This is a genomic window from Streptomyces graminofaciens, assembly GCF_030294945.1.
GTDB classification, from domain to species: Bacteria; Actinomycetota; Actinomycetes; order Streptomycetales; family Streptomycetaceae; genus Streptomyces; species Streptomyces graminofaciens.
The window spans coordinates 11067961-11081392 of sequence record NZ_AP018448.1 but is presented as its reverse complement, the minus strand read 5'-3'; the positions used below and the strand labels follow the sequence as shown (position 1 = coordinate 11081392).

General features: G+C 68.6%; 11 protein-coding genes and 1 pseudogene. 6 read left to right on the top strand and 6 right to left on the bottom strand.

Translation table 11 applies throughout. The features are described from left to right. Positions 1-8 precede the first annotated feature (8 nt). Positions 9-1181: an acyl-CoA dehydrogenase family protein gene (locus SGFS_RS48960; RefSeq protein ID WP_286259226.1), complete on the bottom strand. Its 1173-nt coding sequence runs from the start codon at positions 1179-1181 to the stop codon at positions 9-11. A gap of 179 nt (positions 1182-1360) precedes the next feature. On the opposite strand from SGFS_RS48960, the gene SGFS_RS48955 reads away from it, so the two are divergent. Continuing rightward, positions 1361-2260 carry a LysR family transcriptional regulator gene (locus SGFS_RS48955; RefSeq protein ID WP_286259224.1) on the top strand — a complete coding sequence of 300 codons (900 nt, stop codon included), beginning with the start codon at positions 1361-1363 and terminating at the stop codon, positions 2258-2260. Between the two features lie 128 nt (positions 2261-2388). On the opposite strand, the gene SGFS_RS48950 is transcribed toward SGFS_RS48955, so the two are convergent. From SGFS_RS48950 to SGFS_RS48940, 3 genes are all read right to left on the bottom strand, one after another. Then, on the bottom strand, positions 2389-2919 hold the full coding sequence (locus tag SGFS_RS48950) for a cupin domain-containing protein (protein ID WP_286259222.1): 531 nt from the start codon (positions 2917-2919) through the stop codon (positions 2389-2391). Positions 2920-2993: 74 nt separating this feature from the next. After that, positions 2994-4046 (bottom strand): phosphotransferase family protein, encoded by a 1053-nt coding sequence (locus tag SGFS_RS48945; protein ID WP_286259221.1) that lies wholly within the window; start codon positions 4044-4046, stop codon positions 2994-2996. Continuing rightward, on the bottom strand, positions 4046-5047 hold the full coding sequence (locus SGFS_RS48940; RefSeq protein WP_286259220.1) for a C-terminal binding protein: 1002 nt from the start codon (positions 5045-5047) through the stop codon (positions 4046-4048). The genes SGFS_RS48945 and SGFS_RS48940 overlap by 1 nt, the downstream gene beginning before the upstream one ends. A gap of 727 nt (positions 5048-5774) precedes the next feature. On the opposite strand from SGFS_RS48940, the gene SGFS_RS48935 reads away from it, so the two are divergent. Continuing rightward, the gene (locus SGFS_RS48935; protein ID WP_286259219.1) at positions 5775-7055 is read left to right on the top strand and encodes an MFS transporter; all 1281 of its coding nucleotides are present in this window, start codon (positions 5775-5777) and stop codon (positions 7053-7055) included. Positions 7056-7279: 224 nt separating this feature from the next. On the opposite strand, the gene SGFS_RS48930 is transcribed toward SGFS_RS48935, so the two are convergent. Beyond that, complete coding sequence (locus SGFS_RS48930; RefSeq protein ID WP_286259218.1) at positions 7280-8059, bottom strand: fumarylacetoacetate hydrolase family protein; 780 nt, start codon at positions 8057-8059, stop codon at positions 7280-7282. A gap of 185 nt (positions 8060-8244) precedes the next feature. Between SGFS_RS48930 and SGFS_RS48925 the strand changes: the two genes are divergently transcribed. Next, positions 8245-9276 carry a LacI family DNA-binding transcriptional regulator gene (locus SGFS_RS48925; RefSeq protein WP_286259217.1) on the top strand — a complete coding sequence of 344 codons (1032 nt, stop codon included), beginning with the start codon at positions 8245-8247 and terminating at the stop codon, positions 9274-9276. A 91-nt stretch (positions 9277-9367) separates the two neighbouring features. Here the strand turns inward: SGFS_RS48925 and SGFS_RS48920 are convergent. Next, positions 9368-9933, bottom strand: a pseudogene (locus SGFS_RS48920) (NADPH-dependent FMN reductase). Between the two features lie 478 nt (positions 9934-10411). On the opposite strand from SGFS_RS48920, the gene eno reads away from it, so the two are divergent. The 3 genes from eno to SGFS_RS48905 all read left to right on the top strand — a co-directional run bounded on the left by eno (position 10412) and on the right by SGFS_RS48905 (position 13399). After that, positions 10412-11722, top strand: coding sequence for a phosphopyruvate hydratase (eno, locus tag SGFS_RS48915; protein ID WP_286259216.1), 1311 nt, complete (start codon positions 10412-10414; stop codon positions 11720-11722). A gap of 88 nt (positions 11723-11810) precedes the next feature. Further along, entirely contained in the window at positions 11811-12821 is a 1011-nt protein-coding gene (locus SGFS_RS48910; protein ID WP_286259213.1) for a VOC family protein, read from the top strand. A gap of 26 nt (positions 12822-12847) precedes the next feature. Continuing rightward, positions 12848-13399: a carboxymuconolactone decarboxylase family protein gene (locus tag SGFS_RS48905; RefSeq protein WP_286259210.1), complete on the top strand. Its 552-nt coding sequence runs from the start codon at positions 12848-12850 to the stop codon at positions 13397-13399. Positions 13400-13432 lie beyond the last annotated feature (33 nt).

Here is a 13432-nt window from a genome sequence, read left to right as displayed (position 1 = left end):
GAGGGGCGTCAGCCCTGTCCCGACAGGACCGCGCCGAGCTGCCGCATCGCGCCCGTGTTGCCGACCACGTGCTGGGAGACGCAGCGGACATCGCGCCAGCGGCGCTGGAGCGGACTCTCGCTGTAGAGGCCCGCGCTGCCCGAGAGGGTCATGATCTCGTTGAGGATCCGGATACCCTCGTGGTGGATGTGCTGGGTGGCGCCCTTGTAGCTGAACCACTCGGCCGAGGTGGGCGCCTCGCCTTTGAGGGCACGGTCCATGACGATGCGTCCGGTCTGCTCCGACAGGGCAGCAAGGGCCCCGGACCTCAACTGCAGCTCGGCGAACTTCTCCTGGAACACCGGGTCTTCACCGAGGAGGGACCTGGGGTTGAACGCCGGCCGCTTGGTGGCGGCGAGATCAGCGAGATCGGCGAGCGCGCCGTCGAGGGCGCCGAGGATGACGGCGTCGTGCGAGGCCCCGGTGGGCGAGTAGGGCAGGTCGTAAAGGGGAGCGGGGACGTTGTTACCCCCGAACATCGGCCCCGTGTGGTGCTCGGGCACGAAGACGTCGTCCATCGTGAAGTCCGTGCTCTGGGTGGCACGCAGGCCGACCGCGTCCCATGTGTCGAGGAAGGTGACCTGCTCGGGCCGGAACAGTGCGACCCGCATGTCCGGGCGGCCGTCCGGCAGCGGAGGCGCCCCTTCGACCAGAAAGCCTCCGAGCATCCAGTCCGGAGCGAACGGGCCGCTCGCCAGCGGCCATCGGCCACTGATCCGGTAACCGCCCTTCACCGGCGTCGCCAGTCCCTTCGGAGCCACCGCTCCTCGGAGCATCGGATCCGCGCCGCTTCCGAACACCTCGTTCTCCAGCGTCTCCCGGGGCAGCGACCGTACGAAGAACCACGCCATCGATGCGGCCTGGACGGTCCAGCCGGTCGAGCCGTCGGCTCGGGCGATCTCCCGCACCACCTGGGCCCCCTCGAGCAGCCCGTACTGTTCACCGCCCCACACCCGGGGCAGGGCCATCCGGAACACACCGGCTTCGCGCAGTGCGGCGACGATCTCCGCCGGAACCGCACGGGCGGCTTCCCCTTCGGCCGAGCGTGCGGCGATCTCGGGAAGGAGCGCGCGGACGCGGTCCAGCACGCTGTCGCCAATTCCTCGCTCAGTGGATCGGGTGGGGTCAAGAAGCGTGGTCATGAAGGTCTCCTCGTTGGGCATGCGGGAGCTTTCTCGTAAGACGAGTCTTTTCCTCAGGTGAACTGCGACTTAGGATGACATCCGAGTTACAGTCGGGAAAACGGAACTTTCCGATAAGGCTTATTGAGAGTTCCCATGGCAGTAGGAGAGAAATGACAGCCAGTTTTTCCCTCCGCCAGTTGGAATACTTCGTCGCTGTGGCGGACACCGGCTCCATGAGCGCGGCAGCGGTGCGGTGCCATGCCTCCCAGGCCAGCATTTCCACGGCGATCGCCGACCTCGAACGCCGCCTCGGCGTCCAGTTGCTGATACGACGTCGGGCGAAAGGGGTCTCTCTCACCGAGGCAGGCAGCCGGATCCTCGGCCGTGCCCAGGCGATGTTGATTCAGGCCGACGAGATAACGGCCGGCGCCCGGGCCGAGGAAGGCCAACTGGCGGGCCGCCTGAAAGTCGGTTGCTATGCGGCCCTGATTCCATTCCTGATCCCGCTTCTGGTAGACGGGTTCACCCGGCTTCACCCGGCGGTCGACCTGGAACTCATCGAGGGTCAGCAGGACGAAATGAGACAAGCCCTGATGCAGGGCTCATGCGATGTCGCCTTGTTGTACGCATTCGGTGACGAAGCCGGCCTGTCCTGTACGACGCTCCGCCGAAGTCGTCCGTACGTCATCGTGGCCACCGACCACCCTGTGGCGGGGCGTGAGTCCGTCTCACTCGCCGATCTGGCAGACGAGCCACTGATCATCTACGCGGAGCCGCCCGCCCGGCAGAACGCCGAACACTGGTTCTCCCTCGTCGGCGCACGGCCGAACATCCGTTACCGGAGCTCGAGCATCGAGGCGGTCCGCAGCATGGTCGCCCGCGGTCTCGGCTTCGCCACGCTGATTCAGACCTGGCCGACCGATAGCAGCATCGAAGGACTCCCCTTGGCATCCGTGCCCCTCAGTGACCCGATCGACAGCGTCGAGCTCGTGATCGCCCACGCTTCGCATGTCACCCCCACGCACCGGGCCCGCGCGTTCCTCCAGTACACCGAGAAATCGCTCGTCGGCCCCACCGGACCGGACACCATCGACTGACGCGTATCCGGTACCAGGGATCCGGCGAACGGCGGTAGCCCCACGGGTCGTCGACACCCATGGGGCTTACATCCGCACGCGCGGTGAACGCGGACCTGGCCTCGCGCCGGGGAACCGCTCCGCCCCCGTCAGCCGTCGCGTTCCGCGCCGACGAGGACGAAGGCCATGGTGACCGGCTGGTCGCTGCGGTTGCGCCAGCTGTGGCGGGTGGCGTTCTGGATCACGATGTCCCCTGCCGAGAGGGGGGTGCGGTGGCCGTCGTCGAGTTCGAGGACGATGTCGCCCTGCAGCACGATGCCGTAGTCCACGGTCGGCGTCGTGTGCATGCCGTCGGGCTCCATGAGGTCCGCGATGCCGGGCGAGTCGGCCCGCTGTTCCCGGTCGAAGGCAACGGGATCGAACGCCGGGTCGGCCATCGCGGTGTCCGGCGGGAAGGTCAGGACGATGAACCGCGTGCCGCCGGGCGCCGGGAGGAGGCTGGTGATCTTCGGTGTGGGGTCCTCGCCGGTACGGCTGACCCGCTCGCCGGGTTCGGTGGCCCACGGCAGGCGGGAGACCCAGCCCGGGAGGCTGGTGAAGTCCCGGCTGCGCGGGATGGGGCCGTCGCTGACGACGACCGACCTGCCGTTCTCGTCATGGCCGGTGACGACTCTGCGCATGCGACTCTCCTCGTTCAGGTCCGTCGGGTCCGCCCGGTCCACCTGACCCGACGAACTCCTCGAATCGGTTGATGTCAGTCGGGCCGGCCGCTGCCGGGCTCGGTCGAGGCATCGAGCGCGGTCGCCCAGGCGTCCAGGGCGTCCGCCACCCTTTGGGCGGGCGCCCGCAGCAGGGCGGATGCCACGGTGCGTACGAACAGCCGGTGCCGGTCGTCCGTGAGGTACTCCGCCGGGGACTTTCCGTCCACGCGCGCGAGCAGCAGTGCGGGGAGCAGTGCCGCGGCCCGCGCATCAAGGGCCTGCCGGGGCTCCCAGTCGACGCACCGGACGTACTGCTCCGTCAGTGCCCGGGCCGAGTCGAGGAGATCGGCTCGGTTCCCGGGTAGCACCAGGCTCTTGAGGAGCAGATGGTTGACGCAGAAGGCCACGTCGAAGGCCGGGTCGCCGTACCAGGCGCACTCGGCGTCCAGCATTACGGGCCCGGCCGGGCCGACGAGGATGTTCTTGGGGCTGACGTCGCCGTGCACCAGGGCCAGGTGGGTCGTGGCGGTACGGTCGGCGAGGCCCTGGAGGGTGTCGCCCAGACCGGGGTGCGCCGCTGCCGTGGCCAGCAGGTACGGCTCGATGCGCAGCGCGTGGAAGTTGTCGTCGGTGGCGAACTCCGCGGCGAGGGTGGCGTCGCCCGCACTCGCGGCGTGCAGGGTGCCGAGCAGTTCTCCGACGGCCGCGGCGGTCGCCACCTCCACTCGGCCGCCGAACAACTGTGCCTTCCACACCGGGTACTGCTCGGGAGGCAGGAACGCCATCGCGAAGAGGCCGGCCTCGGCGTCGTGGGCCAGCAGCTCCGGCACGCTGTCCGGCCGGTGCCGGGACGCGAACCGCATCCACGCCCATTCGTAGGCGTTGCGCGACACCGGTGCCTCCCAGTCGGCGGCGACCCGCAGCCGGGCCAGGGCCCGCTTCACGCACAGGGAGCGTCCCGGCAGATCCACCCGCCACAGGTCGGACGAGACGCCACCGGCCAGCGGCGTCCAGCGCGCGGGCTCACCTGGCTCGGCGAGCCCCTGGGCGAACAGGAAGTCGGCCGGCTCGGTGTGCGGGCTCAACGGCTCGGAGGGCTGGTTCATCACCGGCCACCGGACCCGGCGGGCAGACCACGAGGACTGTTGCGGGCGTGGGCCGGCGCCTGGCCCGCCAGGATCCGCACGACCTCCTCGGCGGCCCGGCGGCGCAGCTCCGTGACCGAGGCGTCGGAAGAGAAGGCGACGTGCGGGGTGAGCAGCGCACCTGGCTGCGCCAGCAGTCCGTCGGGGACGTGCGGCTCGCTCTCCAGGACGTCGAAGGCGGCCCCGTCCAGGTGCCCGCTGTCGAGCGCCTTGATCACCGCGTCGGTGTCCACCAGGCCGCCCCGGCTGACGTTGACCAGCAGGCCGCCCCGCCGCATCAGTGCCAGTTGCTCGGCTCCGATGATGTGGTGCGTGTCCGGTGTGAGCGGCACGTGGAGGATCACCACGTCGCTGCGGCGCAGCAGCTCCTCCAGGCCGACCATCTCCACTCCGGGGGCGTCCTTCGGGGGGTACGGGTCGTGGGCCAGGATCCGGCAGCCGAACGCGCCGAGCCGACCGGCGGTCGCGCGTCCGATGCGTCCGTATCCGACGACACCGCAGGTCAGTGTCGAAAGCCGGCGCAGCCGGGCGCCTGCGGGGTTCCAACGGCCCGCACGGACGTCCCGGTCGAACAGGGCCAGGCCCCTGGTCCAGGCCAGCACCATGCCGACGGCGTGGTCCGCGACCTCCTCGACGCAGTAGTCGGGGACGTTGGTGACCCAGACGCCCCGGTCGGTGGCGGCCTCCACAGCGATGTTGTCGAGGCCGACGCCGAGCCTGGCCACGATCCGCAGGTCCGGCGAGGTTCCGATAGCGGTAGCGGAGACGGGCGCCCAGCAGGTCAGGATGCCGGCGGGCCGGTGCTCGGCCACCAGCCCCTCGATGGCCTCGGCGGAAGCGGGCTCGGCGGGGCCGGTCACCAGAGTGTGCCCCGCCCCCTCGATGACGGATCGCTCGACGGAGTCGTCGGGCCAGGCGTAGTCGGTGAGCAGCACGGTGCCTGGGCGGCTCGATTGGTTCATGGCAGGTCGTCCTCGCAGAGTCGTACGGCCGCGACGGACGGTCGGGCGTCACGCCCGGGTCGCGTCCGGTGAGCGGGTTTGATCGCCACCCGGAACCGCGGCCGACGGCACGTCCGATGGGCCGTCGGCCGCCTTGGGTGGGTCGGAGGGGGCACTGGGCTCGTCGGCGCTCGCCGACTTGTGGTCGGGGCAGGCACCGCGGTACGCACCTGGAACGGATCACGGGATACCAGGACACGTCGAATCACTTTGTCACAGCCACGTAGTGCTAACGATAGCATTCAGAGCCTTCGGCACGTCAAGGGTGCGACGTACACCTGATCGTCGGCATCCGACCGCAGGGCCCATTTCAGGCGAGGGATCCCCGCCGCCTCGGGAAAACGTGAGCCGCCGAAGAAAACCGGTGTGCGCATCTTGACGCGCCAGGCACTTCCCTTCATGGTTTCAGCCAGCGCCGACCGTGTGGCCGACAAGTGTCCGCACGAAGTCCGGCTGTCGAAGACGCCATAGCCACGGACGTCCCGACGGGCGATATACGGCTGAATTCCGCATGCGGTGTCCGACCGCGCGGCACTCCGTCGCCCTCATTCCCTCAGTCGACGACCACATCGCCGTCGCCGGCTCGAGTCCGTGTTCAGCTCACCGCTTCTCGTCATCGCCCGTACGGCCCCGTACGGCGGTGGAACCGCCGCGGCCCGCCGTGGCCCATTCCTTCTCAGGAGCCGCTATGACTCACGCAGCGCAAGTCGACACCAGTGCGGTGCCCGCCGGTGAAGCACAGGTAGGCAACCGGCCCTCCCTTTCCCGCCCCATGATCGGCGTGGGCTTCCTGGTGATCGTCCTCTCCTACATGGTCAACGCCATGGACCGTCAGGTCTTCCCTCCCCTGCTGCCCAACATCCGTGCGGAGTACGGGTTCTCCCTGGAGCAGGGCGGGCTGCTGGCGACGAACTTCACCCTCGGCATGGCCCTGGCAGGCCTTCCCGCGGGCTATCTCTTGGACCGCTTCCGCCGCAAGACGGTGCTGGTGACCAGCATCGTGATCTACTCCCTGGGCACGATGGCCACGCCGCTGGCGACCGGTTTCGCCGACATGACCCTGTACCGGGTCGTCTCGGGCTTCGGTGAGGGCATGCAGTCCGCCGCCATCTTCGCGGCGATCGGCGCCTTCTTCGCCCACCGGCGCGGCCTCGCCTTCGGCATCATCGGCGTGGGCTACTCGGTCGGCGTGTTCATGGCCCCGCTGATCGGCGTCCAGCTCATGAGCGCGCACGGCACCTGGCACTCGCCCTTCTACCTGTTCGGCGCGGCCGGGCTGCTGATCGCCGCCGCCTCCCTGTTCCTCGTGAAGGCCGGCCTGACCGAGCACTCCGTCGAGAAGGTCGCCTCGACCAGGACCTACGAGTACATGCCGGCCTCCGCCTACAACCGCAACACCGTCGCACTCGCCGTCCACTCGGTCATCAGCGGCGTGGCCATCTACGGGTTCCTCGGCCTCTACCCGACGTTCCTCATCACCTCGTTGCACTACGCCCCCGGACAGGCCGCACTGTCCATGAGCTTCCTCGGCTTCGGCGGCATGACAGCCATCTTCGGCGGCTGGCTCGGCGACCGCTTCAACCAGCGCAACCTGCTGATCCTGAGCCTGCTGGCCGTCTCCGCCATCAGCGTGTGCATCTACGAGACGCAGGCCGCCGTAGGCGTGCAGTGCCTGTTCGCCTTCCTCATGGGCGCCTTCGGGCTGGGCTTCATCTACCCCAACACCAACAGCGCGATGCAGCGGGCCGTCCGCCCCGGGCAGATCGGACGCGCCTCCGGCCTCTTCGTCACCAGCTACTACGGACCTGCCGCGTTCTCGGGCCTGCTCTTCGCAGCCCTGGTGGACTCCTTCGGCTGGAGCCGGGCCGGGCTGCTGCAGGTCACGATCCTGCCGCTGGTGGGCGTCGCCGCCCTGGCCTTCGTCCGCACCTCGCAGTTCAACAACGCGACCCGCCAAGCGCTCCGCTAGGGCGTGTTTCGAAAGTAGCGTCGTCCGCCCGGAGGGCGGTTTCGAAACACGCCCTAGAACCTGCGGGCCGGTGGGGCCGGCCGCTCCCACGCGGCGGAGCCGCACATGTCACGTCCCCCCGCCCCTACGGGGGCGCGGGGACACACCCCCGACATTCCACAGGGGCCTGCCCACCGCCGAGCGGTGGGCAGGCCCCTGTGTGGTCGCCCGGCGGGCGGGCGGAGTCAGAGGCTCTCGGCCACCACCGGGTTACGCAGAACGCCGATGCCCTCGATCTCCACCTCGACCACGTCTCCGGGGCGGATCGGCCCGACACCTGACGGCGTGCCGGTCATGATCGCGTCTCCGGGCAGCAAGGTCACGTAGCGGCTGAGGTAGCTGACGATGTCGGGAACGGAGAGCAGCAGGTCGGCCGTGCTCGCCGACTGCATGACGGCGCCGTTCACACGGGTCGTCAGCGACAGCGCCGAGGGGTCGAGTTCGGTCTCGATGACGGGTCCGAGAGGAGCGAAGGTGTCCTGTCCCTTCCCGATGAGAAGCGTGCCGTACGCGCTTTCCCTGCGCTGGATGACGCGGTCGCTGACGTCATTGCCGCACGTGTAGCCGAGGATGTACTCGTGGGCCTCGGAGGGCTTCACATGACGGGCTTCCTTTCCGATGACGACGACCAACTCGCCTTCGAAATGGATCAGTTCACCATCCGCCGGATAGACGATCGAGTCATCCGGACCTACCACCGCGGTACTCGGCTTCATAAAACACACGGGAACTTCCGGAAGCTCACGGTCGGTCTCGTCGACGTGCGAGGCGTAGTTGTAGGCGAACCCGAAGATCCGGGGCCGTTCGAGCGGCGGGAGAATGACTACGTCGCCGATTTCGTCGACCTGCCCGGCGGGGAACAGCCCGGTGAAGGGATCCCCCTCGAATCTCGCGATCCCGGCGTCACCGGATACGAGTTCTCCGTAGTGACGCACACCGCCGACGGCATACCTGATGATGCGCACGGAAACCTCCGCAACTAGGCAGCCGCATACGGCTGCATGAACTCATCCATCAATGCTAACGTTAGCACGCAAAGAATCATCAATCTCGCGACCTCTTCCTCTTGACCGCGGAGCGCAACACAAGCGCTATCGTTGGCACACGGAAAGTGACGGCACGGGATCAGCCAGCTCGAAGGGGCCCTTACGTGATCACGACCAAAGACATCGCCGAACGCCTCGGCGTCTCCGTCTCGACGGTCGGCCGGGCCCTCGCCGACGATCCCCGCATCAGCGAGGAGACCAAGTTCAAGGTCCGCCGGACCGCTTCCGAGATGGGGTACGTCGGCAACCGCGCGGCCCGGATGATGCGCGGAGCCTCCAGCAACGTGGTCGCACTGGTGATCCCGGACATCCGCAACAGCTTCTACTCGACCATCGCGCACGAGCTGTCCAAGAACATGGAGGCCGAGGGCTTCCAGCTGATGCTCGCGGAGACCGACGACGACCGGATGGTGGAGCTGCGCCATCTGCGGGAGCTGTCCGCGACCCGGGTGGCCGGCGTCATCATCGTGCCCACCGCGCGCCCGCACAACGACTCCGTCAAGCTCCTGCGCACGGTGCCGCACCTGCAGCTGCTGCGCCGCCACCCCTCGCTCGGCTCCCAGTGGTTCGGCGTGGACGACCACGAGGCGCTGCGCCGGGCCACGGCCCACCTGGTGACCGAGGGCCACACGCGTATCGCGTACATGGGCGGCCCCGAGGAACTACCCACGGGCGCGGAACGTCTGCGCGGCTTCCGCAGCGCCCTGCGCGAAGGCGGCCTGCCGGACGACGCCGGCCGCACGGAGCTGGGACCGCCGTCGTCCGTGGACCACGGCCGCCAGGCGATGCGCCGGCTGCTGAAGGAACCGGACGCCCCCACCGCGCTCGTGCTGGGATCGATCCAGCTCACCCGGGGGGTCCTGGAAGAACTGTCCGAGCAGGGCGTGAAGGTGCCCGGGGAACTGTCCGTGATCGGGTTCGGAGACGAGCCGGGGTTCTCCTGGTGGGGTCCCGGACTCACCACGATCGGCCTGCCCATCCAGGAGATGGCCACCGGCTGCGCCCTGTGGCTGATGCGTCGCCTCAAGACCAACCCGGGCAACGACGGTCCGTACACGTCGGTCTCCCCCGGATCACTGATCCTGCGCGGCAGCACGGCATCCCCCGGCGGAAAGCCTCCGTCCACGTCCCACTGAACCAGGGGCAGCCGCACACGCACACGCGCAAGGCGCCCGGAGCACACCGCTCCGGGCGCCTTCGCATGAACCCGCCGAATCCGGCGGCGGTTCAGTACGTTCCGCCGCGCAGTCGGCGCATGACACGGGCGGTACGCACGAGTTCGTCGAGCACATGCTCGGCCGCCGCCTCATGGATCTTGCCGGGCCGGAAAGCGCCGTCCTCGACGCGTTCGTTGACGAACGGGATGCTCACGGTCGGGCCGATCGGCAGCATCCTGAGGTTCGCCACGACCTGCTTGCCCATCTGCACCGCCCGCGTGCCCGCCGAGACGCCTCCGTAGCTGACGAACGCGGCCGGCTTGTGCTGCCACTCCACGACGAGGTAGTCCCACGCGTTCTTCAGCGGGCGGGGAAACCGCCGTTGTACTCGGGGGTGACGAAGACGAACGCGTCCGACGCCTCGACGATCCGGCTCCACTTCCGGGTGTGGCTCTTCGTGTACTGCCGCAGGGCGGGCGGATGCGGCTCGTCGAAGAAGGGAAGGGCGAGTTCCCTCAGATCGACGGTGTGCGACTCGAACTGGTCGCACTCCGCGGCCCGGGTGGTGAACCAGTCCGCGACGGACCTTCCCACACGCCCGGGACGCGTACTGGCCACCACAGTGGTGAGTGTCATCGGCGCCACAGAGGGCTCGGCTGCCATATCGGGCTCACTTTCCTTTCGGCCGCGACCCGGCCCGGCGGGCCCGCCCCTTCCTGTGCTGTCCGTCCGTCCAGGAAGCGTGCGGGCCCGTCGGAGTCCTTGCCGGAGCAGGATCGTGCGAACGATAGCATTCACTTCAAGGTGAACCAAGAGGGCAGAGTCACACGCAGACCAAGAAGGATGGAGCACAACCCGCCTCTTGACATCACCGCCGACAGTTCGCACGATTGCGCTATCGTTAGCACGGCGACGAAGAGAGTGGTACGACCCTTCGCTCGCTCGCAGCGCCCTCGTATCGATCCGGGTGGCGCCCCCTCGGGGTCCGCCCGCGCTCGTTCGTCAGTGATGACCTCCGTACACCTTCGGCCGTGCGGACGTCCCACCCCCGATGACAGGCACGGGCATCCCGGCCATCACCCGGATCGCCCGAACTCCGAAAGGTTGCACCGCCATGACAGACGCGCGGATCGCCAAGCTCCACGGCCGCAGAGTGTGGGATTCACGCGGTCGGCCGACCGTCGAGGTCGAGGTGCGCCTCGCGGACGGCGCGGTCGGGCGGGCCATCGCGCCGGCGGGGGCTTCGACGGGCCAGGGCGAGGCGCTCGACCTGCGCGACGGCGGCAGCCGCTTCGGCGGACTCGACGTCCAGCGCGCGGTGGGCTCGGTGAACGACGAGATCGCGCCCGCCCTCGCCGACCGTGACGCGAGTGACCAGGAGGCCGTCGACCGGCTTCTGGTGGACCTCGACGGAACCCCGGACCGCGGCCGTCTCGGCGGCAACGCGATCGTGGCCACGTCCATGGCCGTCCTGCACGCCGCCGCCGCTTCGGCGGGGGAACCGCTGTGGAAGCACCTGGCGGGCGAACGCCCGGTCCGTATCCCGCTGCCGGAGATCCAGATCTTCGGCGGCGGCGCCCACGCGGACCGCCGGGTGGACGTGCAGGACTTCATGGTGATGTGCCCGGCGGCGGACAGTTTCTCCGAGGCCCTGGACTGGACCGCGGAGATCTACCGGGCGGCCGGAAGCCTGATGCGCGCGGCGGGGAAGGCCCAGGGCGTGGCCGACGAGGGCGGCTTCTGGCCGGCCTTCGACTCCAACGAGGAGGCGCTGGAGATGCTGACCCGCGCCATCGAGACCGCGGGCTTCGCCCTCTCGACCGAGGTGGGCATCTCGCTGGACGTCGCGGCCTCGCAGTTCGGCAGCGGCGGGCGGTACACACTGGCCCTGGACGACCGCACTCTGGACACCGCGGCGTTGATCGACATGCTGGGCGGCTGGATCGAGCAGTATCCGATCCTGTCCGTCGAGGACCCGGTGGGCGAGGACGACCACGACGGCATGCTGGAGTTCACCCGGCGGTACGGCGACCGCTGCCAGGTGATCGGCGACGACTACCTGGTCACGAACGCCAAGCGCGTGGAGGCCGCGGCCACCGTCGGAGCGGTGAACGCCGTCCTCGTCAAGCCGAACCAGGCCGGTACGGTCACGGAGGCGTTCCAGGCACTGCGGGCCGGGAAGGAAGCCGGCTTCGGCACGATCGTCTCGGCGCGTTCCGGCGAGACCGAGGACATCACCATCGCCCATCTGAGCGTCGGCTGGGACGCCGGCCAGTTGAAGGTGGGCTCGTTCACCCGCTCCGAGCGCATGGCCAAGTGGAACGAGGTTCTGCGCATCGAGGAGTCCCTCGGTGAATCCGCGGAATTCAGCGGGTGGTCCGCCTTCACATTCGCCGGATCCGATGCCTTCACGGCCGAGCCATAAATCCGAGGCCCTTACAGCCAAGCCGATAAAGGGTCTCGAAGTATTAAAGTCAGCGAAATCCAGAGCCGATCCGAGCACGGAGACCAGCATGCTGCCACCCGTCAATCTGCGTCCGAGTTTCAACATCACCCGCTCCAGCCACGTCCGGCTCACCGTGGCCGATCTGGCCGAGAGCCGGAACTTCTATGTGAACGTGCTGGGACTCGTGGTCAGCGACGAGGACGAGCGCACCTGCTACCTCCGCGGCCTGTCGGAAGCCTGCCACCACAGCCTCGTCCTGGAACTGGACGAAGAGGGCGCGGGCAGGAGCAGGAGGATCGGTTTCCGGGTCTTCTTCGACGAGGACCTCGACATCGCGTACGACTGGTTCCGTGAGCGGGGACTGCCCGCCGAGTGGGTCGAGGCCCCGTACCAGGGCCGCACCCTGCACGTCAGCGACCCCATCGGCACGCCGCTCGAACTCTGTGCGCACATGGAGACCCGGCCGAGGCTGCACATCGACTTCCAGCTCCACAAGGGCGCGCACGCGCAGCGGCTCGATCACTACCAGACCTTCGCGCCCGACACCTACGAGCTGTGCGCGTTCTACGGCGAGCTGGGCTTCCGCAACTCCGAGTACCTGGCGCACGGCGACAAGCTGCTGGGCGCCTTCATGTACCGCAAGGGCACCTGCCTGGACCTGGCGATCGTCGAGAACACCGGGCCGGCCCTGCACCACTTCGCGTACACCGTCTCGGAGAGCCACGACATCTTCACCGCCTGCGACTTCGCGGGCATCCACGGCTACGGCGAGGGCGTGGAGCGTGGCCCCGGCCGTCACGGTCCGGGCGGGATGCTCTTCGCCTACCTCCGCGACCCCGACGGGCACCGGGTGGAGGTCTTCAACAGCCACTACCAGACGATCGACACCGAGATCGAGCCGGTGCGCTGGGACGCGGGATCGCTGAGCACCAACGCCCGCTGGGGCCTGCCGGCGCTGGAGAAGTGGTACTTCGAGGCGTCGCCCTTCGTCGGCGTCAAGCAGATTCCGCCGGCCGAGCCGCCGAAGCCCATGTCGCTGGAGCGGTTCCTGCGCGAACAGCCCCAGTCCACCCGCTGATCTTTTCGTCCCCCGAGGAGACACCCATGGCACGCGTCCCCTATCTGCGCCGCGAGGACGCCGACGAGTCGCAGAAGCCCCTGTACGACCGGCTGGAAGCCGAACGCAAGGTCCCTACGGCGAACATCTTCCTCGCCCTGACCAACGCGCCGACCCAGCTGGACGCCTTCCTGACCTACGCCAACTCGCTGCGGGCCGCCGACCTCAACCCCAGACTGCGTGAACTGGCCATCCTGACCGTGGGGTACGCGACCCGGTCGGCGTACGAGGTCGCGCACCACCAGTCACACGGGCTCAAGGCCGGGCTCACGGAGGAACAGCTCGCGGCGGTGGCCGACTTCGAGTCGTCCGGTCTGTTCGACGACGCGGAGAAGGCGGTGATGGCTCTCGCCAAGGAGTCCACGCTCCAGGTCGACGTCTCGGAGAAGACGTGGCGTGCCGCCGCCGACCACCTGACGGACAAGCAGATGGTCGAACTGTCGTTGTCCATCGCCTGGTACAACTCCGGCGTCCGCATCATGGGACTGCTCGGCATCGACCTTGAGGAAAACTACCCGAACCCTTTCCCCCATTCGTAGGGAATTCTTGATGTCTCCGCCCCCGGCCGCCCG